This is a genomic window from Streptomyces sp. NPDC006879 (assembly GCF_042869595.1).
Lineage (GTDB): Bacteria > Actinomycetota > Actinomycetes > Streptomycetales > Streptomycetaceae > Streptomyces.
Window position 1 is genome coordinate 1 of the sequence record NZ_JBIAGC010000056.1, and the last position, 23,014, is coordinate 23,014.

Genomic DNA, 23,014 nt, shown 5'->3' on the forward strand with positions numbered 1-23,014 from the left:
AGACGGTTCTCTTGGTCGAAAACCCATCTACCAGGGGCTTCACCACGCTGTCAGCCCAACCGCCAAGCTCCTGCCGCAGGTTGGAAAGAGCTCACGGGCTGTCGGAGAGTGAACCGGCACACGGGGAGGTCACATCCTGCGTCGTCGACCGACCCGTGCGGCCCTGGACCGGCGAGATGTGTCCAACCGTGAACCGGCCTCGCTTCCTCTGGAACGGATCGCCGCGCAGCACGAGTCCATCGCCGTGGTCATGCTCGACCAGGAGGGAGTCATGGCCGCGGCATGCGCCGCGGACGAGAGCACGGGCCCGCCCGGTGCGCTGCTCGTCGGGCGGGTCTTGCGGCGGACTTCAGACGAGCTGTGGTTGCCGCCCCAGGAGTCGGCCGTCCTGGTTGAGGATGGCCCGCTCCAGCTCCTGGAGTTCGCGGGTGGGGTCCAGGCCGTGGGTCTCCACGAGGGCGTGGCGGGTGCGGCGGTAGGCGGCGAGGGCCTCCGACTGACGGCCGCACCGGTAGAGCGCGAGCATCAGGTGGCGGCACAGCCGCTCCCGGGTGGGCACGGCGACGGCCATCCGCTCCAACTCGCCCACGAGTTCGTAGTGCCGGCCGAGTTCGAGTTCGGCGGTGGCCCAGTCCTCGTACACGGCCAGTCGCTCGCGCTCCAGTTGGGCGAACGAGGGCCACTCGATGCCGGTCTCCGAAAGGTCGGCGAGGACCGTGTCGCGCCAGAGCCCGAGGGCTTCGGACAGGGTGGTGGCGGCGACCTCGGGGAAGCCGGCGGCGAGTTCGGCTCGCCCCTTGACGGCGAGGCGGTGGAAGCGAACGGAGTCGACGGACTCGGGGTCCACGTGGAGCTGGTAGCCGTGTGGGGCGGTCGCCAGGCGGACTCCGCGGGTGGCGAAGTCGGGCTCGGCGAGGAGGCGGCGGATTCCGGAGATGGCGTTCTGGATCATCTTGCGCGAGGTCATGGGGGCGTCATCGCCCCACAGGGCGGTGACCAGTCGGCTGGTCGCCACCACCTTGTTCGCGTGTAGCAGTAGGTATCCGAGCGTGGCCCGCTGGATCACTCCACCCAGCGGCACCGTCCGCTCTTCGGTGACCACTTCGAGCGGACCCAGAAGATTGAATCGCATGATGCCCCCTCTTCCCGACGGCGTCTGTCTTCTCAGCAGCAGCACAGCTAAGAAAACAAACCGACTGGACTGTTTGTCAAGTCGTCGGATGGATGGATCCTGCACGAGGAGTGGGGAGTCGATGAGCGGAGACGGCGATGTGGTGCACTTTTGATCTAAATGATCAAGGCGGCTTCAGAAGAACAAGGAGTTAACAAACCGTCGCGCTGGTATGGTTTCATCTCCAAGAGGAGCCCGAACCCAGCGGATGCCGGGTCCGGGCCTCGTCACGCCCCCTTGCGCCTACCGGCGCGGAGGGCTACTTCGGGGCGGGGGCACCCGGCAGCGAACCGGGAACCACGCGGGCCGCCAGGTGCAGGCGGTTCCACAGGTTGGCCAGGGAGATGGACATCACCAGAGCGCCGAGCTGCTCGTCGCTGTAGTGCTTCGAAACCTCGGCCCACACCTCGTCGGAGATGGCGTTGCTGCGGTCGCTCAGCCGCGCGATCTCCTCGGCGAGGGCGAGCGCCGCCTTCTCGGACTCGTCGAAGGCCGGAGCCTCACGCCAACCGGAGACGAGGTAGAGACGGTCCTCCGTCTCACCCGCGGCCTTGGCCGCGTTCGTGTGGAGAACTGCACACACACCGTCGCCGTTGATCTGGGCTGTCCGGTAGTGGGCCAACTCCAGGGTCTTGAGCGGAATGCCGAACTCCTTGGACGCCTTGCCCAGCGCGCCCAGGTGGGCCGCCGCCTCGGGAATGGTGAAGGCCGGGTGCGGGATACGGGGGCTCATGGGGTCTCCTTGGTGATATCGAGGTGCTGAGAGCAACTGCTTCGAGTGGTGGTCTATTGAGGGGGGACGAACGGCGCGCGAGGAGGGTGACGGCCGCCCCCGGCGCCGGCGAGCACGGGATCAGGGGCGGATACGAACCAACTGGCCGTCGAGACCGACCGAGTTGTTCGTCACCAACAGCGATCCGTCACGGTCGACGGCGATGCCGGACGGCATGCTCAGCTGCCCTGCCGTGGGGATCTCGGTCACCGCCTTGGTCCGAGTGTTGATCTTGTGGATCGAGCCGGGCAGCGGGCCGGTCTGGGTGAAGCCGCCCGTCAGGGTGAGGGCGTAGAGGTTGCCCCGGCAGTCAGCGGCCAGGCCGGTCAGGATGCTGAGCCCGCTGACGAACACCGTGGGCTTGTGGCCCGGCACATAGCGCCAGATCCGGGCGGCACCCGGCCGCATGCCCCCGACATCGGCGATGTAGTAGGCGTCGTGGCCGCGCACGATGGCGGTCGGCACCGATTCCACGGCCACCGTGCCCGGTTCGGTGGCGGACCGCGCCGTGGTCTCCAACGCATCGGCCCCTACCAGGGCGGTCAACGCCCCCCGGTCCTTGGTGGAGAGGGAGGACAGCCCGTGCGGGCCACCCGGAGTACCGGGGACGACGTTGTCGGGGAAGACGAACTGGGTGTGCGTCCGCCCACGGGCCACCCGGATAAGGGTGTTGCCGGCCGCGTCCGTGACCAGGTGGCCGCCGCGGAACGGCACGAAGCCGTACGGGTTGGAGTTGACGTCGGAGGGACGACCCAGCGCCGCATCCGGGTTGAGACGGGTCTCGTGCTCGGTCAGGTCTCCCAACACGCGCCCGCTGCGGGCCCGGTGGAGGGTGCCCAGCAAGGAAGCGTCGGGGCCGAGCGCGGTGCGGTCCTCGGTGGTACCGCCGTTGCTGTTGACGACCAGGTAGTCGTGGCGGCCAGCAGGGACGACCTGATTGGGTCCGCTGGCCTGGACGGGCAGGTACGGGGCCGTGGGCGCCTGCGCCTTGGACGGCAGGCCATCGACGACCCGCCCCTTGAAGCTTCCCTTGATCTTGAAGACCCCACCGGTGCGACCCACGCAGGTGGTGCCGGCCGGACAGCCCGGCAGTCCGGCGCCGGACTCGGCGACCAGGACCGCGCCGTCGGGCAGCACGGTGATCGAGCGCGGGTTCTGCAACGCTGAGGCGAGGACTTCGAAAGTCGACGTGCCATCAGCGGCCAGCGCGGACCCCGGCATCAAGGTGGCCGTCAGTGCGCCGGCCGCCAGTACGGCGCAGGAGGCCCTACGCGCGGCCTTTCGCGTCCAGGACCTGCGTATGCTCGACATGATTCTCCCGTGGATGAGGCGAGTGGCGTAGCGAGTTACGGCGAAGTGAGCCGGACGATCGGCTGCGTCGCGGGAAACGCTCCCAGCGCAGGAGCCCCAAGGGCAATGGCGGATGTTGCACACCTCTAAACCCCGCCCGTAGTCCCGGCGGGCGCACGACGAGCACCGCTGCACCTCGCCGCGTCCGCGGACGAAGGGAAAGTTCTCGGGCTCCGTTCAACCGCGCCATGTGCGACTGCACGTGTTCCGCGGTTGAACACACATCAATGGTCCGGCAGCGAACTCTCATGCACACGAGCGAATTCGGAACGGGAATGCGACGCTGAGGCGAGCGCGAAGGAGCCCCACTGTTTCCGGCCACCGCAGCACGCAGCCCGACCGACAAACGGAGGAACCCGCATGCCCGCCACGAAGAAGCCCAAGCTGCCGCCCGCGCGCGTCGTACGTGCCGCGGAGGGGGTACGCGCCGGCCTCCAGCGCCTGACCCAGCTGATGGCTCCGCCCCCGTTCGCCCTGCTGGAGCTGGCCCAGGGGTCCATGACCACCCAGGCAATCTACGTAGCCGCGGAACTGCGGATCGCCGATGCGCTGGTCGACGGGCCGCTGTCCGCGCAGGAGATCGCCCAGCGGGTCGATGCCCATCCGGAATCCGTGTACCGGCTGCTGCGCCTCCTCGCCAGCCAGTCCATCTTCTCGGAGGGGAAGGACGGTCGATTCCGTCAGACGCCGATGTCGAAGGCATTGGTGGCGGACTCCCCCGGCTCCATGCGCGATATCGCACTCCTGATGGGCCATCCCATTCACTGGGAGGACTGGGCGCATCTGGTGGATTCCGTTCGGACCGGCGAGGCAAGCCTGCCGAAACTGCGCGGCATGGGCGCCTTCGAATTCATCGACTCCAATCCCGAGTACGGCAGCGTGTTCACCTCGGGCATGGGAAACATGTCGGACACCGAGACCCTGCCGATCGTGGCCGGCTACGACTTCTCCGGCTACCGGCAGATCGTCGACGTCTGCGGTGGGCGCGGCGCACTGCTGGCCGAGGTGCTCAAGCACTCGCCGAACGCGCGGGGCGTCCTCTTCGACGCCCGCGCCGAGGAGAACGGCGCCAAGGACGTGCTCGCCGAGGCCGGGGTGAGCGACCGCACGTCTATCGAGGTGGGCGGGCTCTTCGACCCGGTGCCGGAGGGTGGCGACGCCTACATACTCAAGCACGTGGTACACGACTGGCCGGAGGACCAAGCCCTACAGATCCTGAAGAACGTGCGGAAGGCCATCCCCGCCCACGGCCGGATCCTGCTGGTCGAGTTCGTCGTCCCCTCCGAGGGGAACGGGCGGCACCCCGCGAAGCTGGTCGACCTGTGGCTGATGCTGTTGGTCGGCGGCAAGGAACGGACCAGCGAGCAGTACTCCTCGCTGCTGGCGAGCGCCGGCTTCCAGCTCGAACGAGTCGTGCAGACCGCGGCTCCGGTGTCGGTGATCGAAGCGCGCCCGATCTGATCCGCACCCCAAGGACCCCCTTCCAGGGACGAGAGACCGGCCGACCCTCCGCGGGGTCGGCCGGTCTCTCGTTTCCCGGTGGCGGCCGTTCAGCTCAGGCCGGCCAGCCGCAGCAGTAGGGACTTGACCTCGGTCGCCTCGATCTGGGCCGGCAGCGGTCCGGGTCTTGAGCACAGGAGCACTGGGCCGTCCTCCGGGTGCGCGGGAAGACGGCCGTGGCTGCCCCTGATCGGCGTCGGATCGAGCGGGACCACGGCCATCCGGTAGCGCAGGCCCAGCTTCTTGCGGGCCAGCGCGGCGGCGGCCTTGACCTTCACATAGGGGTCGAGCGGATCCATCAGCAGCTCCACCGGGTCGTAGCCGGGCTTGCGGTGGATCTCGACCAGCTGCGCGAAGTCCGGCGCCCGGGCGTCGTCGAGCCAGTAGTAGTAGGTGAACCAGGCGTCCGGTTCGGCGATCGCGACCAGTTCTCCCGAGCGCGGATGGTCAAGCCCGTGTTCCTTCTTCCCTCGCTCGTCGAGGAGTTCGGCCAGTCCCGGCAGCCCGCACAGGGCCTTGCCGACCGTCTCCACGTCCTCGGGGCGGCGTACGTAGACGTGCGCGATCTGGTGGTCGGCGACGGCGAAGGCCCGCGAGGTCGTGGGGTCCAGGTACTCCATGCCGTCCTGGGTGTGGACCTCCAGCAGACCGGCCCGGCGCAGCGCCCGGTTGATGTCCACCGGACGGTCGACCTTGGTGATGCCGTACTCGGAGAGCACGACCACGGTGCGCCCCTCGGACCGGCAGTCCTCCAGCAAGGGGGTGAGGACCCGGTCGAGGTCGGCGGCTGCCGCGTGCGAGCGCGGATCCTCGGGTCCGTAGCGCTGGAGGTCGTAGTCGAGGTGGGGCAGGTAGGCGAGGGCGAGGTCGGGGCGGCGGGTGGCGATGACGTGTCGGGTGGCCTCCGCGATCCAGTGACTGGATTCGATGTCGGCGCCCGGACCCCAGAAGTGGAAGAGCGGGAAGGTGCCGAGGAGTTCGGTGAGTTCGTCGTGGAGTTCGGCGGGACGGGTGTAGCAGTCCGGTTCCTTGCGGCCGTCGGCGTAGTACACCGGGCGCGGGGTGACGGTGACGTCGGTGTCGGCGCCCATCGCGTACCACCAGCAGATGTTGGCGACGCTGTAGCCGGGGCGGCTGCGGCGGGCCGCGTCCCAGATCTTGTCACCTCCGACGAGGCCGTTGTGCTGACGCCAGAGCAGGACTTCGCCCAGTTCGCGGAAGTACCAGCCGTTGCCGACGATGCCGTGTTCGGCGGGCAACGCACCGGTGAGGAAGGTGGACTGGGCGGAACAGGTGACGGCGGGCAGCACGGTGCCCAGACTGGCTTGGGCGCCGGCGCGGGCCAACGCCTCCAGTCTGGGCATGTGTTCGAGGAGTCTGGGGGTGAGGCCCACCACGTCGAGCACCAGCAGGGGGTGCGGGGCAGGCTCCGGGTCCGGCGTCGCCGGGGAGTGAGTGTCGTCGCGGGTCATGGCAGCTCCTTGAGGCCGAGGTCCCGTAACAGGCCTCGGGCGAGGGTGAGTTCGGCTGCGATCCCGTCGGCGAGTTGGGCGCGGTCGCGGGGGCGCAGCGCAGGTGGGAGGGCTTGCCACGTGTACGTCTCGACCTCGAAGTGGTGGGTGCTGGGCGTCCTTCCGCCGGCGAGCCGGGCCAGGGCGTCCTTGGTCTCCTCGATGGTGGAGCCGAGCGGCGCGGCGGGTCGGGCGTGCAGCGGTACGTGGAAGTGGGCACGCCACGGGGAGGCGTCGGTCAGGGTGTCCGCGGCCAGCGCCTGGCCCAGGTCATCGGTGCCGCGCAGTCCGGCGGCGGTCCGCACCCGGGTCTGGTGCAGGAAGCGGGGCTCGTCGAAATCCGCCAGCGCCGCCCTGACCTCGGGCAGGTGGGGTTGTTCGGCGTGCAGTGCGGCCGAGAGCTGCACCTTGACCACCCGGATGCCGGCGGTGGCCAGCGCGTCCAGGGCGGTGCCCGGGTCCTCGAAGCAGGTGGCCAGGTGGCAGGTGTCCACGCAGATGCCGATCCTGCCGCCGCCGGCGCGCGCGGTGAGCGTCGACAGCGGGCCGATGGCGTCGGCGGTGGTCTCCACGGTGCAGCCGGGCTCTGGCTCCAGTCCGATGCGGATGGACTTGCCCGTCCGCTCGTGGAGGGTGTCGAGGTACTCGGAGAGCTCGCTCAGGGCGCTCAGCGCGGTGGTCGCCCGGCTCTGGTCGTATCCGGTGCGCCAGGCCAGTGGGAGGGTGGAGATGCTGCCTTCGGTGACGTCCGCGGGTAGCAGCTCGGTGAGCAGCCGGGCCAGTACGGCGGTGTGGCACAGCCGCTCGGGCTCCGTCCAGTCGGGGCGGTAGACGCGGTACTTGACCTGTTCGGATTCGAAGCCCTCGTAGGGAAAGCCGTTGAGGGTGACCACTTCGAGTCCTCGTCGCTCCAGTTCCGCGCGCAGTCCGCGCAGCGCACCGGGGTCGTCGACGAGCGCGTGGGCGGCGCCCCGGGCCAGCCAGAGCCCGATGCCCAGACGGTCCACGCCCAGCCGGCGGCGGACCGGCTCGCAGTGGTCACGCAGTTGGGCGAGGACCCCGTCGAGGGTTTCGGCGGGGTGGACGTTGGTGCAGTAGGCGAGGTGCACGAGGGATCCGTCGGGATGGCGAAAGCGCATGCTCAGCCTCCGCCGCGCAGTATGGAGTTGCCGGCGTGCTGGGCGGGTGGGTGCGGTGCGGACCGGTCGGCGAGTTCTCGCGGCAGTCGGCCACTGAGCGCGTAGAAGGCGCAGGGGTTACGCCACAGCACCTGGTCCACTGCGTCCTCGTCGAAGCCGGCGCGCAGCATGGCCTCGCCGACCCGAAGGGTCTTGAGCGGGTCGCTGTTCCCCCAGTCGGCGGCGGAGTTGACCAGGATCCGTTCGGTTCCGTACTGCTTGAGGATCGCCACCATGCGTTCCTCGTCCATCTTGGTGTCGGGGTACACGGAGAACCCGAGCCAGGCTCCGCTGTCCTTGGCCTCTGCGACGGTGGTTTCGTTGAGGTGGTCGAGGAGGACGTGTTCGACGGGCAGGGTCGATTCGCGGACCACGGCCAGGGTGCGGCGCAGCCCGGCGAGTTTGTCGCGGTGCGGGGTGTGGACGAGTGCGGGCAGTTCGTGCTCGGCGGCGAGTCGGAGCTGGACGGCGAGCGCCTCGTCTTCGGCCGGCGTCATGGAGTCGTAGCCGATCTCACCGACCGCGACCACGGAGTCCTTGGTGAGGTAGCGGGGCAGTGCGTCGAGGACGGGCCGGCACCGCGCGTCGTTGGCTTCCTTGGGGTTGAGGGCCAGGGTGCAGTAGTGGCTGATGCCGAACTGGGCGGCCCGGAAGGGTTCCCAGCCCAGGAGGGCGTCGAAGTAGTCGAAGAAGCTCTCCGGGGAGGTACGGGGCTGGCCCAGCCAGAAGGAGGGTTCCACTACGGCGCGGACCCCCGCCTCGTACATGGCCCGGTAGTCGTCGGTGGTGCGGGAGGTCATGTGGATGTGCGGGTCGAAGATGCGCATGTCAGTGGTCCTCGGACGGGTCGGTCAGGGCCAGTACGTGCGGGAGCCCGGCGGGCAGGGGGCGTCCGGCGGCGGTGCGTTCGGCGGCGAAGTCGGTCAGCATGCGGGCGAGTTCACGGTCTCCGGAGGCACGCCGAGGCAGTTGCGCCAGGGCGCTCACCGGGACCCCGGTGAACAGGCACTTGAGGACGGCGTGGCGCCAGGAGTGTGGGTCGAGGTGCTCGGCCGCGTAGGTACCGACGGCGGCGGCGAGCAGCCGCGTGTCATGGGTGCGCAGGGCGTCATGTACGAGGGGGAGGATCTGGCCCGGGTCCAACTCGGCGAGGTGCGGCAGCGCCATGAGGACGGCCCGGCGTTCGGCGGCGGTGCCGTGCCGGTAGAGGCGGTTGAGGACGGGTGTGGTGGCCCGGGCGTGGTGCAGCAGGAGGACGCGGGCGGCGTCGGTGACGGCTTCGGTGGCGCGCAGCCGACGGCCGGCCTCGGCGAAGTGCAGTTCCCATCGGGGAACCGCGCCGGCATCTGCGGGGGCTTGCGGCTGCCGGCTTGCCGACTCCAGAGCCGCGGCCAGCCAGGCTCGGGCCTGTGGGTCGAGGACCTCGGCGAGTTGCGCGCGCAGGTGGCCCGGGTAGGACGCGTCGGGCGGGTTGGTGACGGCGGGCGCCCCGGCTGGCATCGTGGTCATCGGATGCCCCCGTCGCGCAGGAACCGCAGGGAGCGGGTGGCCAGTTCGGGGCCGGCATGGGAGTGGCGAGGGAGTTCGACCACCACGAGCCCCTGGTAGTGGACCTCTTCCAGGGCCGACAGGACCGGCGGGAAGTCGATCTCGCCTTCACCGAAGGGGAGGTGCTCGTGGATTCCCCGGCGCATGTCCTCGATCTGGACGTGGTGCAACCAGGGTGCCGCCTGGCGTACGCAGTCGGCGGGCGGCTGCGGCTCCAGGCACTGGCAGTGGCCGATGTCGAGGGTGAGGCCGAGCGGGGGTGGGTCCCCCAGGTCGGCGCGCAGCCGGTGGAAGTCGGCGAGGGTGGCGAGGAGGTGGCCGGGTTCGGGCTCCACGGCCAGCGGTACGCCGGTGCGGTCGGCGGCGGCGAGGACGGGTTCGAGGGCTTCGCCCAGTCGCTTCCAGGCGGTGTCCTCGTCGGTGTCCTCGGGCAGGACTCCGCTGAAGCAGTGCACGGCGTGCGCGCCGAGGTCGGCGGCGATCCGTACGGCGCGTATGAGCATCCGGGTGCGGGTGGCGCGGGCGTCCGGGTCGGCGTCGAGGAGGGAGGGGCCGTGTTTGCGGCGCGGGTCGAGGACGTAGCGGCCACCGGTTTCGACGGTGACCCCGAGACCCAGACTGCTGAGACGTTTCGCCAAGTGGGCGGCGCGGGCCGGTAGATCACAACCGACGGGATCGAAGTGCATGTGGTCGAGGGTCAGGCCGACGCCTTGGTAGCCGAGGTCCGCGAGCAGTGCCAACGCGTCGTCGAGCCTCAGGTCGGTCAGCCCGTTGGTGCCGTAGCCGTATCGGAGGGTCATGTGGGGCTCACCTTCCTGGACAGGGTGCGCGCGAGCGGGACGAGCCCGAGCAGGGCGGCGGCCGTGGGTCGGGCGCCGGCCCGGGCGCTCAGGGCCGCCTGGAGCGGGATGAGGGCACGGATACCACCACCGACGGCCCGCTGGGTCAGGGCCGGCGAAGGGTTGAGCGCGGCGTGCCAGTACGGCCGGGCCGCGGTCAACGCGTACACGGCGACGGACGCGCCCGTACCGGTCAGCGACCGGCGCTCCGGACGGAGCGGGGAGGGTGGGTCCCCGGTGGGGTCCCCGGCCGGCAAGGGGTGGCGGGCGGGTCCCTCAGCCCGCGCCGCGTCTCCTGCCGGCCCCCCGGCCCCACCGGGGAGTCTGTGGGCGCCCGCGACGCGTGGCGCGGGTGCGGCGGACGCACCGGCCCCTGCGGGCCGGCGGACGGTGAGCGCGGCCAGCGCGGTGGTCGCCGCGAGGGCGGCCAGCGGGGCGCGGGCGGAACCTCCCTGGACCTCGTGACGGGAGACGGCCGTGACCGCGTAGGTGTGCGCGCCCAACGTCGCGGCAGGGGCCAGAGCGCGGCGAAGGGCGTGTGGTGAAGTGGCGGTGGCACCGAGCAGCAAGTCCAAGCCACGGGCCGCGGCCATCGCGGCGGGCGCGGCCGGGGTGTGCTTCAGGCCCAGGTCATAGGCCCAGACGGTGGCGGAGAGCGCGGTGGCGACCGTGCCGGCACGGCGGCCCGCGGACCATCCGAGCGCGAGGCCTGCCAGGGTCAGTGCACCAGCCCCGGTCAGGGCCGCGCGCGGCGTGATGCGGCCGGAGGGCAACGGACGATGGGGGCGTTCGAGGGCGTCCTGTTCGCGGTCGGCCCAGTCGTTGAGCGCCATGCCCGCCTCGTACAGGCACAACGAGGACAGGGCGGCCAGGGTGGTACGGCGGTTCGGGCGTGCCCCGGTGGCGGCGGCTCCGGCGAATGCGTCCCCGGGGACGCTGAACAGAGCCGATACGCGCAGCAGTTCCGCCCAGGCCCGGATCGCGACGCCCCCGTTGTGGCCGCTCACCATGACTGCCCCAGACGGTTGGCGAAGCACAGCAGGGCGGCGTACTGCTCGGCGAGCGCGCAGGAGCCGCCGTCGGGGTCCTTGAAGAAGAACCCGAGTTCGGGGATCGGCCCGGTCAGCCCGCTCTCGTCGGCGCGGGCGAGCAGGCGCGCGAGGTCGAGGACGAGTGGGGCGGCCAGGGCGGAGTCACAGCCCTGCCAGATGGTCTGCAAGACCATGCGGGTGCCGAGGAAGCCGTCGAAGGCGATGTGGTCCCAGGCCGTCTTCCAGTCGCCGAGGGCGGGAACCTCGTCGATGTGGACCTGGCCTTCCGGCCGGGTGCCCAGGGTGTCGACGAGCACGCGCTCCTTGCCGGCGTTCTTCGCTGCGGCGGCGCCCGCGTCGGCGAGGGCAGCGCCGTCACCGCCGCCGAGCAGGTTGGAGCCCGACCAGGCGCGCACGGTCAGTGCGCGTTCGTGGAACATGGGGGCCAGCACCGACCGCAGCAGGGTCTGTCCGGTCTTGCCGTCGCGCCCGGTGTAGGGCACGCAGGCACTGTCGGTGAGGGGGAACAGCGCCGGGTGGTGCAGTCCGGTGGACGGGGTGAAGTTGGCGTACGGGCAGCGGGCCCGCAGCGCGGCTGCCGCGTACAGCGAGCTGGCCGGGAGCCGGTGGGCATCCTCGGCGGGCAGCGGTTCGGTGGAGGCGACGTTGATCACGACGGTCCGGGCCAGTCCGTTGCGGCGGGTGAAGTCGACCAGGTCGGCTGCGAAGTCCGCGATGAGCTCCTGGTCGTCTCGGGAGTCGACGGGGATCGGGCCGCCGATGCGGATCTCGGCGTCCGCTGCGGCGAGTTCCTCACGGACCGCGTTGGGTAACCCGTGGGGGAGCACGCCCTGCGCGGCGAGTTCCTCGGCGCGCTTGGGCAGCGGCCAGGCGACGGTGTCGTGGCCGCCGAAGACCAGGGAGGACAGCGGGGGAAGTCCGCGGTCGGCGAAGTGTGGCGTCTCGGTGACCATTGCGGTGGCCGGGCGCAGTCCCGCGGCTACGGCGGCGCATCCTGCGACGGCGGTCGTCGCCACGGACCCGCGGGCGCCGATGAACCAGACTCCGGTGCGGGCGCCGGTTTCGGGCGTTTCGGCAGGGATGGGCACGGGAGCCTCCTGTATACGCGTGGTGTATACGTCGGGTGTGCGGCTGGGTGTCGGTGCGGTCGTACGCCGGCCGGGTGGCCGTTGGCTACTCGGCGCGCTGTTGGAGCTGGTCGGCCAGGGTGCTCCAGGCTGCTGCGCAACTGCGGGCGAGGTCGGCGACCTCGGGGGCCCAGTGGCAGGGCAGCCCGCGGCCCATGGTTTCCATGCCTTCGCGGTCTAGGGCGTAGTGGTGGAGCCAGCGCAGGGTTCGCCGACCGGCCTCGTTGAGGCGCAGGGAGGGGTCTTCGCTGAGTTTGGCGAGGAGCCGGGCGCGGTCGACGACCACTTCGCGGCGCTCTGGCCGGTTGGAACTCGGGGCGCGTTGCGTGCGGTGGGTGGGGGCGCCCGGTCCTGTCGCGGTCCGGTACCTTCCGGGTACGGGGTCCTCGCCGCGTTCAATGCGCTTGCGGACGTCCCGGACGGTGGCCGGGGAGAGTCCGGTGGCGCGGGCGACCTCCCGCAGTCCGGCGTCGGGGCGGTCCTGGATCATCGCGGCGGCCTGCAATCGGCGGTGACCGCTGTCCAGGGGGCGCATCCGCCCGTCACGCCCCAGACGTGCGTTCGACTGCGGGCTGTCCGCGGTCGAACGCGACCGGATGCGGGACACCGTCTTGTCGGAGATGCCCGAGGCCGCGGCGACGGCCCGGTCCGACCACTGCGGGTGGGTCATGATGATGCGCGCCGCGGCAGCCGCGCGGTCCGCGCGCGAAAGCGGCAGGCCGTGGGTGACGTTGGCCTTCACCGCCAACACGAAGGCGGCTGCCTCGTCGCAGTCGAGCATCCGGGCCTGGATGATCGTGCGCTCGTTGAAGAGCGCGGCGCGTACGCGGTGGATGCCGTCGATGACTCGCATCGTCGGGCGGTGCACGGTGATGGGGGGCAGGTTGCTGCCGGCCTCGGCGAGGACGCGTACGTGGTCGATGTCCTCCCCGGCCAGCCGCGGCGAGTCCTCGAAGACCAGGGCGTCGATCGTTACGTTGGTGACCGGGTGCGATTCGATCCAGATGTGCGACGACTCGACCTCATCCAGATCGACCGCTGGATAAGTCAACAACTGATCGTCAACCGGCTGTTCGGCCAGACTCATGCGTACACCTCCTGGCGGGCGAATCGGAACCGGAATCCAATTCCGGTAATGAGATTAGAGGCGACCCCGAGGACCGTTGTCAACCAAGGAGGGGCCCGCGGCAGGGCTCGAACGAGCCAATCAACAACCCTGCGCCCAGGCCACGTTGAGGACCCGGGGGCCACGGAAGACCACCCCGCGGCCCCCGACCGGCGCACGAAAGGAGCCCGGGCCCCTCGCGCGCGGTCGCAGCGCCAAGCGCAACGGCACGCGGGCGAGGCTCAGCCACGCGAGGCACCACACCCGTACGACGCGCACTGACCGGCCAGGCGCGAGAGAGGCAGGACCCGGAGGTGCCGGGTGCGGTCGCTCCCGTCACATACGCTGAGATCCGTTCGTCATCCCCATGACGCAACGCGACCGAAGGATGTGACCTCACCGGTGAACGACGCTGAATGGCTGGCGCTTGCTGAGCGGTTCGAGGGCAACCGGGCCCACCTGCGGGCCGTGGCCTACCGGATGCTCGGCTCCCTCAACGAGGCGGATGACGCCGTCCAGGAAGCCTGGATCCGGCTGAGCCGCTCCGACGCGGACTCCATCGACAACCTGAGCGGCTGGCTCACCACGGTCGTGGGGCGCGTCTGCCTGGACATGCTGCGCTCGCGCACCTCGCGCCGCGAGGACCTCCTCGGCGAGAAGACACTCCCCGAGCCGGCGTCCGGACCGGGCTCGACCGAGACCGCGGACCCCGAACACGAAGCGCTGCTCGCCGACTCGGTGGGCCTCGCCCTGCTGGTGGTGCTGGAGACGCTCGACCCGGCCGAGCGGCTGGCCTTCGTCCTGCACGACATGTTCGCCGTGTCCTTTGGCGAGATCGCCCCGATCGTCGGCCGCACCCCGGCCGCCACCCGACAGCTCGCCAGCCGGGCCCGCCGCCGGGTGCAGGGCAATTCGGCCGTCACCGATCCGGACGTCACTCGCCAGCGGGCGGTCGTGGACGCCTTCCTGGCAGCTGCCCGAGGGGGCGACTTCGAGGCCCTCCTGGAGCTCCTGGACCCCGACATCGTGCTGCGCACCGATCCGGTCGCCTCGGGCACCGGCGCCTTCCGGGAGATCCGTGGGGCCGAGGTGGTGGCTGCCCAGGCACGCCAGTTCTGGGAGCGGGCACAGTTCTCGCAGGCCGCCTTGGTCAACGGCGCCGTCGGAGTGGTGGTGGCCCCGCTCGGCCGACTGGCCGTGGTCATGGACTTCACCGTCAAGGACGGCAAGGTGGTGGAGATCGACATCGTCGGCGAGGCGGATCGCCTGGACGCCATGGACCTAGCGGTCCTCGGAGACTGACCCACAAGCAGCGCGACCGCCGCCCCGCCACCGACCCGGAGGCGGGGCGGCGGTCTTTCAACGATCACTCAACTCGCATCCTTTTAAAGCCAGTTCGTCACGCACCCGGTGAGCGTCACATCCTGTACTGTCACGCTTACCAGCTTCTCGCTATGAGCTGTCCTCCGGTCCGTGGTGGCTCAGCGCGCGACGTCAGGGCGCGGTGCACCGCACGGCGGAGTTTCACTCTCGTACCAGTGGTACGGGGGGTCGCCGCCGCGGTGAGCACCACGAGCCGCCGTCGCCCGCGCCGCCGTGGACGGCTGGACGGCCCGTAGAGCCCGTCCAGCCTGGCCCAGCACGGCTCCTGACCGATGTGCGCCACGGCGTGCGATCCTGCCTGGGCGCCAGCCCGTCTACTCACTCGGCCCTCGCCGAGTGAAACAGAATATTTGCTCTGTTCTCTTGGAATTGGACGCCGCCGGTCTGTAAGTTCGATGACCAGACTCGGATCGGATCCCCCCACCGGGCCTACCGGTCGGGCGACTCAACTCACGGGGGAGACATGACACAGAGTTCGCCAGAGGCACTGCTCGAACCTCACATACCGGCACAACGCACCTTCGCCGGACCGTACGCGATCGACGAGGACACACCGGCCGCCGCTCGCCGCGCCGCCGGACTGTCGGCAGGACAGCGCATCCTCGTCGTCGACAGCGACGTCGACGGCGGGGAATCCCTGGTCTGCCGCTTACGCAGGCACGGCCACGAGCCGATCAGCGTGAAGAAGGGCAGCTCGGCCCTCCAGGCCTTCGAAGACGTCGACTTGGTCCTACTCGACCTCGAACTCCCTGATCTCGACGGACTGGAGGTCTGCCGGGCGATCCGCTCCGTCAGCTGCATTCCGGTCATCATCGTCACGGCCCGCGGTTCGGAGCTCGACCGGGTGCTCGGCCTCCAGGCCGGCGCGGACGACTTCATGGTCAAGCCCTACGGGTTCCGCGAACTGATGGCCCGCATCGACGCCGTCATGCGACGGGTCCGCTACCAACCCCCGGTCACCAAGGAGATCCAGCACGGCCGGCTCCGCATTGACGTGAGCTCCCGCGAGGTGAGCTTGGACGGCCGCGAAGTATGCCTGACCCGCAAGGAGTTCGACCTCCTGTGCATGCTCGCTTCCCATCCGGACACCGTCATCCCGCGCAAGCGGCTGCTCCAGCAGGTCTGGGGCGATTCCTGGTCCCGGCGCACCGTGGACACCCATGTCAGCAGCCTGCGCGGCAAGCTCGGCGACAGCGGGTGGATCGTCACCGTGCGGGGAGTGGGCTTCAAGCTCGGCACCGCCTGAGCCGCACGGCGCAAAAGCCTTCGCGACCAACCCGGGAACCGTCGGGGTGGTCGCGAAGGCGTTCTGGAGGACGGGGCTACGGATTGAGCACCCAGGCCGACTGGTGGCGGGTGAACCCGATGTGCGGGTAGTAGTCCACGGCCGCCGGCGCCGACAACAACACGATCTTCACGCCGGGGGCCTCGGCCCGGGTCCCCTCGATCAGCGCCCGCCCGATCCCACCGCGCTGGAACTCGGCGCTGACGGCGATGTCCGACAGGTAGGTGACGTAGGAGAAGTCGGAGACGCTCCGGGCGATACCGACGAGGCGGCCCTCCACCCGAGCGGTGACCACGAGGTTGGCGTTACGCAGCATCGCCCGGAAACGCTCGGTGTCCTCGATGGGCCGGCGCTCGCCGAGACCGGAGTCGCGGTAGACGGCGAGGACCTCCTCGAAGTCCAGCTCGGCGCCCTCGACACGCTCAATCTTCCAGGTCACGGAGGTTCTCCAATCGGGTGCGGATCACGTCGTGGTTGCCGAGGAAATGCTCCGGTGTCAGCGGCCCGAATTCAATGCCCGACTTGAACAGTGCGGACTCGAAGTCGATCCCCTCGGTGAGCGTGAGGTTCGCCGCCGCCTGCACCCCACGGTAGGCCTGCTCACGCTCCATGCCGTTCTCCAACAGCGAGGCGAGGACCGCGGAGCTCCAGAGCAGTCCTCGGGTCGCCCCCAGGTTCTCGCGCATCCGCTCCGGGAAGACCGTCAGCGTCTCCACCAGGTCTGCGGCCGAGGTCACCTGGAAATGGCTGACCGTCAAACTATCGGGGAGAATCACCCGTTCAACCGACTGGTGGGCCAGGTCCCGCTCGTGCCACAGCGCCACGTCCTCCAGCGCGGTTGCCGCGTAGCCCCGAAGTAGCCGGGCCAGTCCGCACAATCGCTCACTGGTGGTGGGGTTGCGCTTGTGGGGCATGGCACTGGAGCCTTGGTAGGCCTCCGTGCGGCGTTCCTCCACCTCCCGCACCTCGGTGCGCTGGAGCAGCCGTAGTTCCAGTGCGATGTGCTCGACGCAGGCGCCGAGCGAGGCCACTGCCTGGAGCAGTTGGGCATGCCGGTCGCGGTGCACGACCTGGCTGGGCGCCGGCTCGACGCCCAACCCCAGCTGCTCGCAGACGTACCTCTCCACGTACGGGTCGATCAGGGCGTACGTCCCGACCGAGCCGGAGATCGTGCCGACCGCGACGGCCTCGCGGGCGGCGGACAGCCGCGCGACGGAGCGGTCGACCGCGAAGGCGAAGACAGCCAGCTTCTGTCCGAAGGTGGTCGGCTCGGCGTGCACGCCGTGGGTCCGCCCGACACAGACGGTGTCCCAGTGCTCCAGCGCCCGTTCACGCAGGACCCGGCGCAGCCGCCCCGCGGCCCGCAGCAGCAGGTCGGTGGCGCGCGCCAGGGTGTGTCCCAGGGCCGTGTCCACGAGGTCGTAGCTGGTCATGCCCAGGTGAACCCACTGCGCGGCGGACTCCGGAAGGTCCTCGCAGTAGGCGGCGAGGAAGGAGAGCACCTCGTGGTCCCTGCTGCGTTCGAACTCGGCGACCCGCTCGGGCGTGGGCACCTTGGCCCGAAGCATCTGCTCCACCGCTTCCTCGGGGACCCGGCCCAGGCGCACCTGGGCCTGTGAGGCGAGGATCTCCACCCGCACCCAGGTCTCGTAGCGTGCCTGGTCGGTCCAGAGTGCGCCCATCTCCGGGCGTGTGTACCGCGCAATCATGGTCTGCTGCCTTCCAGGGGAGGGACGGGAGGACGGCCGGGTGGGGCGTGCGTGGACGCACGCCCCACCCGGGGTCCTCAGAAGTGCTCGAAGTACTCGCGCTGCTCCCATTCGGTGACCTGCCCGACCGGCGGCTGCGCCTCCTCGCGCCACTTCTCGAAGCGCGCCACCTCGCTCTCCTTGAGCTTGGTGAGGGTGGCCGTGAGCGGCTTGCCGAGCAGTTCTTCGGCCGGCCCGGAGCGGAAGGCCTCCAGGGCTTCGTCGAGTGACTGGGGCAGGGTGCGGTACGGCGCCCCGTCCCGGCCGGCACCTGAAGCGGCGTAGCGGGCCGCGGACGGGGCGCCGGTCAGTCCCTCCAGCCCCGAGAAGAGCTGTCCGGCGATGGCCAGATAGGGGTTGGCCGAGGGTTCGCCGGTGCGGTTCTCGAAGTGCCGGGAGCCCTCCCCACCGACGACCCGGATCATGGCGCTGCGATCCTCGAAGGTCCAGCCGATCCGGGTCGGGGAGAGCGAGAAGTCGGCGCCCAGGCGCCGGTAGCCGTTGACCGTGGGGACCGAGAGCAGACACAGGTCGCTCGCCCAGGACAGCAGTCCCTCCACGTAGGCCCGCCCCTGGGCGGACATGCCGTCGGGTCGGCCGGCGGGAGCGAACAGGTTGGCCCCGGTCCGGTCGTCGCGCACCGATTGGTGTAGATGCCAGCCGCTCGGGTCGAAGCTGTCCAACCGCGGTAGCGACATGAAGGAGGCGTGGTGGCCGCGGCGCGCGCAGAACTGCTTCGTCAGCGTCCGGAAGATCACCATCGCGTCCGCGGTGTCCAGGGCCGTCATCGGGCTGAAGGTGGTCTCGACCTGGCCCGGTCCCGACTCGTGTTCCATGGAGCGCAGCGGCAACCCGAGGCCCTGTAGGGCCAGGGCGAGCGGCCCCGTCAGATCACTGACCGAGTCGTAGTTGCCGTCGAGGTTGAACTGGTAACCGGCGTTGACCGCTTCCACGCGCGGCGCCGGGCCCTGGGTGCCGAAGCCGTTCCCGGTGTTTCCGGGCGGGCCCGGGAGGCGGCGTGTGAGGTACCACTCCACTTCGAGCCCGAGGACCGGCGTCAGGGCACGTTCGCAGTAGCGCGCCAGAACCTTGCGCAGCACGTGCCGGGCGGACAACGGGTGCGGGGAGCCGTCGCGCTGGTACTCGTCGCCGAGGACCCAGGCCGTGCGGCCCCCGCCGTGCGGGAGCACCATGAAGGTCAACGGGTCGGGAACCAGCACGAAGTTGCCGGCTCCGGCGAGTTCAGCGACCCCGACCCCCGGGTCGGCGTCGAGGAAGTCCACGGCCACCGCGTGACCGGTGTCGAACAGGAACGGGCCGGGGCTGTAGTCGGCCCCGTTGCGCAGGACCGTACGGAACGTGTCAACGGTCAGCGTCTTGGACCGGGCCAGGCCGTGCGGGTCGGCGAAGACGAGGCGGACGAAGTCGATCTCGCCCAGCGAGGCCTCGATCTCGGCTGCCGCCGCGTTCTGCTCCTCGTTCCACAGGCCGAACTCGGCTACGAAAGAAGGGCGTCCGACACTTGCCTCGGCGAAGAGTGTGGACCACGAGCGGGAGTACATCGGTCAGCTCATCCTCTCAGTGACGCGCTCGGGGACTGCGGGCATCGGTGCGAGTTCGGCCTCGATCCGGCGGCCGGCGGCCAACACCCTTTCGTCGGAGCCGACCGGCCCCACCAACTGCAGTCCCACGGGGAGCCCGGTGGCGGTCAGGCCCACCGGGAGGGACAGTGCGGGCTGACCGGTGAGGTTGAAGGGGTAGGTGGCGGGCGACCAGGCCAGCCAGAGCATCTTGTCGGGGTCGGCGGCCCAGTCGGGTCCGATGGCATGGAGCTCGAACGGCTCGATCGGCACGGTGGCCATGGCCAGCAGGTCATAGCGGTCCATGACGGTGGACATGGTGGTGCGCAGTTCCAAACGGGTCTCCTCGGCCCGGATCACCGAGGCCCCGCTCAACAGGCGCCCGTAGTGGACGACGCTGAGGCGGCCGGGGTCGCACCACTCCTCGTCGTTGGGGGAGGTGCCGGCCGCCTCGGCGGCGGCCAGGATGTTGATCAACGCCGGGTAGGGGTCACGGAAGGGCACCTCGATCCGCTCGACGCGGTGCCCGAGCGCGGCGAGCACCGGCAACGCCCGCTCGGTCACCTGCCGCACCCCGGAGGTCAGCCCGGGGAACTCCATCCAACCGATCCGCAGGGAACTCGGCTCGCGGGGGGCGTCGACCGCCCCGATCTCAGAGTCGGGGTCCCTCGGGTGCGGGCCGCAGACCACCGAGTTCAGCTCGCTGGCGTCGGCGACCGTGCGGGCCAGCGGGCCCAGGTGGGAGAGCCGGTCGGCGCCGGGAGGCACGTACGGAACCCGGCCGAAGGACGGCTTGAAGCCGACCACCCCGCAGAAGGCTGCCGGGATACGGATCGATCCCGCCCCGTCAGTGCCGAGCCCGGCCGAACAGAGCCCGGCCGCGACCGCGGCAGCCGCTCCCCCGCTGGATCCACCGGCGGTCAGTTCCGGCGCCCACGGGTTACGGGTGGGTGGGCCGAGCCTCCCGAGGGTACTGGCGCTCCACCCGTACTCCGAGGTGGTGGTCTTTCCGACGACGATGGCACCGGCCGCCCGGAGCCGGGCCACCGCCGGGGAGTCCATCCGGGGCCGGCGGTTGGTCAGCAGCGACCCGCGGCTGGTGGGAAGGTCACCGGTCTGGACGAGGTCCTTCACCGAGACGGTGACGCCCAGCAGTGGCTGGTCCCGCCAGGCAGCCGGACCGTTCCGACGGATGCGCGCATCAGCTGCCTCCGCCGCGCGCAGCGCTTCCTCACCGGCCACCGATACGTACGCCCCGAGGTCGGCATCCTTGTCGTGGATGGCGGTGAGGACCGACTGGACGTGCTCGACGGTGGTGTACGCGCCTCGGGCGAGCGCTTCCCTCGTCTCACGGATGCCGGGGGCTGTCAAAGCGTCTCCTCCCCCTCACTGCCGAACCGGGCGGCCACCTGGGCGGTCACCGTTTCGAGGTGCCAGGCCGAGTCGAAGGCGGTGACGTCCACCTCGCGCCCCTCGGCCGCCAACTCCGCTGCCAGGCTGGTCGCTTCGGCGATGAACCCCGACACCCGGTGCGCGGCGAGCATGTCCTGTTCGTCGAAGGGAAGCCCCTCACAACGCAGCAACCGCAGGTCCATGAAGCCGAAGAAGGGCCGCCCCAGGATCTGGACCGCCTGCGGGCTGCGGATGCTGAAGCGCACCTTGGCGGCGATGTGTCCGTGGTGGTGCTGGTCGGAGTAGAAGGCGATGTCGGGGATGGTCGGCGGCACGAAGTAGTCCCGCTGCTCGATGGCAGGTCCCTTGGGCAGGTTCCCGGCGATGAAGTGCCAGGAGTTGTACTGCATCCGCGAGGACATCGCCCACGCCGTGTCGGCGAGGTGGCTGGTGGAGTGCGAGAAGTGGCGTCGCGCCTCGGCCGACGGGACCACACAGCAGAAGAAGTCGGTGATGCCCCAATCCGCGATCTCCTGGAAGTCCTCCTCCCGCAGCGAACGGATGAGCTGCGGCAGAGAGCGCAGCCCCCTGCTCATCGAGAAGTCCGTCTCGAAGGCCTCGGTGGCCGCCGCCACCGCCTCGTACACCAGGGCTTCGAGCCCGGTGGCGAAGGAGGCCCGCTCACCCCCGGCGGTGACGGCGCCCCGGTGGGGGCGGGCCAGCCACTCGGGGTCGGCGGCCACGGCCGCGCCGAGTTCGGCGAGGGTGGCGCCGTTGAACGGCAGCCGCTCGCTCAGCCGCGCGCAGACCGCGTCCTCACGCCGGCGCGCCACCGCCCCGTAAGGCGCGGCAATCCGCTCGATTTTGTGGATGAGCGCTCCGTGGATCTCCCGGTAGAGCTGCACCTGGCCACCGATCTCACCGCGCAGCTGACGAAGCCCACGGGCGAGTCCGTCGAGAGCGGCCACCCGTGGGCCGGAGACGGCCGGGATGCTGCTGCCCGGCGCGGCGCACCGGTTGTAGGTGCGTCGGTTGCGTTCCAGCTGATGGGCGACGTGGTCCAAGGAGAGCTGGGTGTTGTTGGCTTCCTCGATCCGCGCGTAGCCGGCGGAGCGGATCAAAAGGGTCAGACAGGTGGCCATCACCGCGTCGTGGTCCGACCACAGTTCCAGGGGCAGCCGTTGGAGGCTGCTGAGTGCGCAGTCGGGGTGCCCCGACCAGAGGGTCTTGCCGACGACCGTGTTGCGGTCCCGGAAGTTGGTGTACTGCTTGTCCTCCTGGTAAAGGACGAAGGGGGCGGTACGGATGGCCGCTTCCTTGAGCCCTTCGAGCAGTTCGTCGCGTCCCGCGCTGCCCAGGTCGCCCAACCACTGCCGGCAGTCGGCCACGGACTGGGCGAACCGGGTCCTGGATCGGGCCAGTTCGTGCTGGAAGTCCGCGAGGTCATGGGCGCTCCACGCCACCCGCATGACGCCGTCCACGAGGTCCGTGGTCTTGGCCAGCGGCGGCTGAGAGGGGACCCTGACCACCACCCGGCCAGCGGTGGTGAGGCCGATCTCACCCAGAAAGGACGGAGGTTCGCCGTCCGCGGTCGGCTGGCCGGCCAGCCGACGGCGCCCGCGAGCCCGGTTGGCGTAGGCGGCGGCGGTGGCCGCCTCCTCCTCCCGCCAGGACAGACCGCACAGCACCTTCAAGGCGGCCTCGTCCGCGCTGCGCAGGGCGCGCAGTTGCACGTCGGCCGGCACGTAGCCGCTGAGCGAAAGCAGGACGTGCACCGCTTCGCGCAGGTCGGGGGTGTCGGACGCAAGCTGCCAGGTCCGTTTGAGGAGGCCGGGGAAGCCGGCGTCGTCCTCCCGTACCCGGTCGGGTTTGACCGCCGCACCGGCGAGTGCACCCTGGCGGCTGGGGCGCCGGCTCTGCCGCTTCTTGGCCAGCTGGGCCTTGCGGGAGACTGCGGGACGTTCGGCGGGGGCGGTCATGACGCACCGTCGGAGGTGAGTTCGATGTGGTTCCACATGTCGTTGTCCGTCTCCGTCCAGTCCTCATCGACGTAGATGCAGTCGACGGGGCATTCCATGACGCACACCGGGCATCCCGAGCACAGTTCGGGGATGATCACCACATCGAGTCCGCGGTCGAATATGGCACCGAACTCGGAAGGGCAGCTGCGCAGACAGGTGTCGCAGGTGATGCACTCGGACTTCTCGATGCGGCGAGGCGGTTTCCTCCAGGTTTCATTGCGGGTCCGGGTGGCGATCCGCTCTGATCGGCCGGTCCCTGCATCCGTCGAAGTGTTCGCTTCCGCAGGCATACGGGACTCCCACGTTTTAAGAGATCAATGAACGCCACGCCGTTCTTCGGCGGCCCTGGCAGAATTGCATAGACCGCCCTGCGCTGAAAACGACTACTGGGAGCTGGTGTTGACGGGCCGGCACAACTGCCCGGCGCGCTGTGCAACCGCGGAAACCGCGCA

Annotated in this window: 20 protein-coding genes and 1 pseudogene; 4 read left to right on the forward strand and 17 right to left on the reverse strand. The window is 70.3% G+C overall.

Features of this window, described 5'->3' with window-relative positions; translation table 11 throughout:
* Positions 1–349: 349 nt before the first annotated feature.
* The 3 genes from ACFYMC_RS26990 to ACFYMC_RS27000 form a co-directional block, all read right to left on the reverse strand.
* Positions 350–1,132 (reverse strand): BTAD domain-containing putative transcriptional regulator, encoded by a 783-nt coding sequence (locus ACFYMC_RS26990; protein WP_388529832.1) that lies wholly within the window; start codon positions 1,130–1,132, stop codon positions 350–352.
* A gap of 298 nt (positions 1,133–1,430) precedes the next feature.
* Entirely contained in the window at positions 1,431–1,904 is a 474-nt protein-coding gene (locus tag ACFYMC_RS26995) for a carboxymuconolactone decarboxylase family protein (RefSeq protein ID WP_388529834.1), read from the reverse strand.
* 120 nt (positions 1,905–2,024) lie between these two features.
* Positions 2,025–3,254 (reverse strand): ScyD/ScyE family protein, encoded by a 1,230-nt coding sequence (locus ACFYMC_RS27000; RefSeq protein ID WP_388529837.1) that lies wholly within the window; start codon positions 3,252–3,254, stop codon positions 2,025–2,027.
* A 399-nt stretch (positions 3,255–3,653) separates the two neighbouring features.
* Between ACFYMC_RS27000 and ACFYMC_RS27005 the strand changes: the two genes are divergently transcribed.
* A complete protein-coding gene (locus ACFYMC_RS27005) occupies positions 3,654–4,754 on the forward strand; it encodes a methyltransferase (RefSeq protein WP_388529840.1) in 1,101 nt (366 codons plus the stop codon).
* Positions 4,755–4,843: 89 nt separating this feature from the next.
* Here ACFYMC_RS27005 and ACFYMC_RS27010 read toward each other — a convergent pair whose 3' ends face one another.
* Complete coding sequence (locus tag ACFYMC_RS27010) at positions 4,844–6,265, reverse strand: alkaline phosphatase family protein (protein WP_388529842.1); 1,422 nt, start codon at positions 6,263–6,265, stop codon at positions 4,844–4,846.
* Positions 6,262–7,443 (reverse strand): metabolite traffic protein EboE, encoded by a 1,182-nt coding sequence (gene eboE / locus ACFYMC_RS27015; protein ID WP_388529845.1) that lies wholly within the window; start codon positions 7,441–7,443, stop codon positions 6,262–6,264. The genes ACFYMC_RS27010 and eboE overlap by 4 nt, the downstream gene beginning before the upstream one ends.
* Here eboE and ACFYMC_RS27020 point away from each other — a divergent pair.
* Positions 7,442–7,540, forward strand: a complete 99-nt coding sequence (locus tag ACFYMC_RS27020; RefSeq protein WP_388529848.1) for a hypothetical protein — start codon at positions 7,442–7,444, stop codon at positions 7,538–7,540. The two genes, eboE and ACFYMC_RS27020, sit on opposite strands and share 2 nt — an antisense overlap.
* Before the next feature lie 82 nt (positions 7,541–7,622).
* Here the strand turns inward: ACFYMC_RS27020 and ACFYMC_RS27025 are convergent.
* The 6 genes and pseudogenes from ACFYMC_RS27025 to ACFYMC_RS27050 all read right to left on the reverse strand — a co-directional run.
* Positions 7,623–8,309: pseudogene (locus ACFYMC_RS27025) on the reverse strand (TatD family hydrolase); the annotation flags it as partial.
* A 1-nt stretch (position 8,310) separates the two neighbouring features.
* Positions 8,311–8,991: an EboA domain-containing protein gene (locus ACFYMC_RS27030; RefSeq protein WP_388529851.1), complete on the reverse strand. Its 681-nt coding sequence runs from the start codon at positions 8,989–8,991 to the stop codon at positions 8,311–8,313.
* The gene (locus ACFYMC_RS27035) at positions 8,988–9,830 is read right to left on the reverse strand and encodes a sugar phosphate isomerase/epimerase family protein (RefSeq protein ID WP_388529854.1); all 843 of its coding nucleotides are present in this window, start codon (positions 9,828–9,830) and stop codon (positions 8,988–8,990) included. Before ACFYMC_RS27035 ends, ACFYMC_RS27030 begins: the two co-directional genes overlap by 4 nt.
* Positions 9,827–10,879, reverse strand: coding sequence for an SCO3242 family prenyltransferase (locus ACFYMC_RS27040; protein ID WP_388529857.1), 1,053 nt, complete (start codon positions 10,877–10,879; stop codon positions 9,827–9,829). Before ACFYMC_RS27040 ends, ACFYMC_RS27035 begins: the two co-directional genes overlap by 4 nt.
* Positions 10,873–12,009 carry an inositol-3-phosphate synthase gene (locus ACFYMC_RS27045; protein ID WP_388529860.1) on the reverse strand — a complete coding sequence of 379 codons (1,137 nt, stop codon included), beginning with the start codon at positions 12,007–12,009 and terminating at the stop codon, positions 10,873–10,875. The genes ACFYMC_RS27040 and ACFYMC_RS27045 overlap by 7 nt, the downstream gene beginning before the upstream one ends.
* Positions 12,010–12,094: 85 nt before the next feature.
* Entirely contained in the window at positions 12,095–13,135 is a 1,041-nt protein-coding gene (locus tag ACFYMC_RS27050; protein WP_388529863.1) for a hypothetical protein, read from the reverse strand.
* A gap of 420 nt (positions 13,136–13,555) precedes the next feature.
* Here ACFYMC_RS27050 and ACFYMC_RS27055 point away from each other — a divergent pair, with 420 nt between their 5' ends.
* Together ACFYMC_RS27055 and ACFYMC_RS27060 are read left to right on the forward strand one after the other, a co-directional pair.
* Positions 13,556–14,455, forward strand: a complete 900-nt coding sequence (locus ACFYMC_RS27055; RefSeq protein ID WP_388529866.1) for a sigma-70 family RNA polymerase sigma factor — start codon at positions 13,556–13,558, stop codon at positions 14,453–14,455.
* Between the two features lie 544 nt (positions 14,456–14,999).
* On the forward strand, positions 15,000–15,782 hold the full coding sequence (locus ACFYMC_RS27060) for a response regulator transcription factor (RefSeq protein ID WP_388529869.1): 783 nt from the start codon (positions 15,000–15,002) through the stop codon (positions 15,780–15,782).
* Positions 15,783–15,858: 76 nt separating this feature from the next.
* Here ACFYMC_RS27060 and ACFYMC_RS27065 read toward each other — a convergent pair whose 3' ends face one another.
* The 6 genes from ACFYMC_RS27065 to ACFYMC_RS27090 all read right to left on the reverse strand — a co-directional run bounded on the left by ACFYMC_RS27065 (position 15,859) and on the right by ACFYMC_RS27090 (position 22,852).
* Positions 15,859–16,260 carry a GNAT family N-acetyltransferase gene (locus ACFYMC_RS27065; protein WP_388529872.1) on the reverse strand — a complete coding sequence of 134 codons (402 nt, stop codon included), beginning with the start codon at positions 16,258–16,260 and terminating at the stop codon, positions 15,859–15,861.
* Entirely contained in the window at positions 16,244–17,530 is a 1,287-nt protein-coding gene (gene purB / locus ACFYMC_RS27070) for an adenylosuccinate lyase (RefSeq protein ID WP_388529875.1), read from the reverse strand. The genes ACFYMC_RS27065 and purB overlap by 17 nt, the downstream gene beginning before the upstream one ends.
* Before the next feature lie 77 nt (positions 17,531–17,607).
* Positions 17,608–19,131 carry a glutamine synthetase family protein gene (locus tag ACFYMC_RS27075; RefSeq protein WP_388529877.1) on the reverse strand — a complete coding sequence of 508 codons (1,524 nt, stop codon included), beginning with the start codon at positions 19,129–19,131 and terminating at the stop codon, positions 17,608–17,610.
* A gap of 3 nt (positions 19,132–19,134) precedes the next feature.
* Positions 19,135–20,520, reverse strand: coding sequence for an amidase (locus tag ACFYMC_RS27080; protein ID WP_388529880.1), 1,386 nt, complete (start codon positions 20,518–20,520; stop codon positions 19,135–19,137).
* Positions 20,517–22,520 carry a hypothetical protein gene (locus ACFYMC_RS27085; RefSeq protein ID WP_388529883.1) on the reverse strand — a complete coding sequence of 668 codons (2,004 nt, stop codon included), beginning with the start codon at positions 22,518–22,520 and terminating at the stop codon, positions 20,517–20,519. Before ACFYMC_RS27085 ends, ACFYMC_RS27080 begins: the two co-directional genes overlap by 4 nt.
* Complete coding sequence (locus ACFYMC_RS27090) at positions 22,517–22,852, reverse strand: 4Fe-4S dicluster-binding protein (protein ID WP_388529886.1); 336 nt, start codon at positions 22,850–22,852, stop codon at positions 22,517–22,519. Before ACFYMC_RS27090 ends, ACFYMC_RS27085 begins: the two co-directional genes overlap by 4 nt.
* Positions 22,853–23,014: the final 162 nt, after the last annotated feature.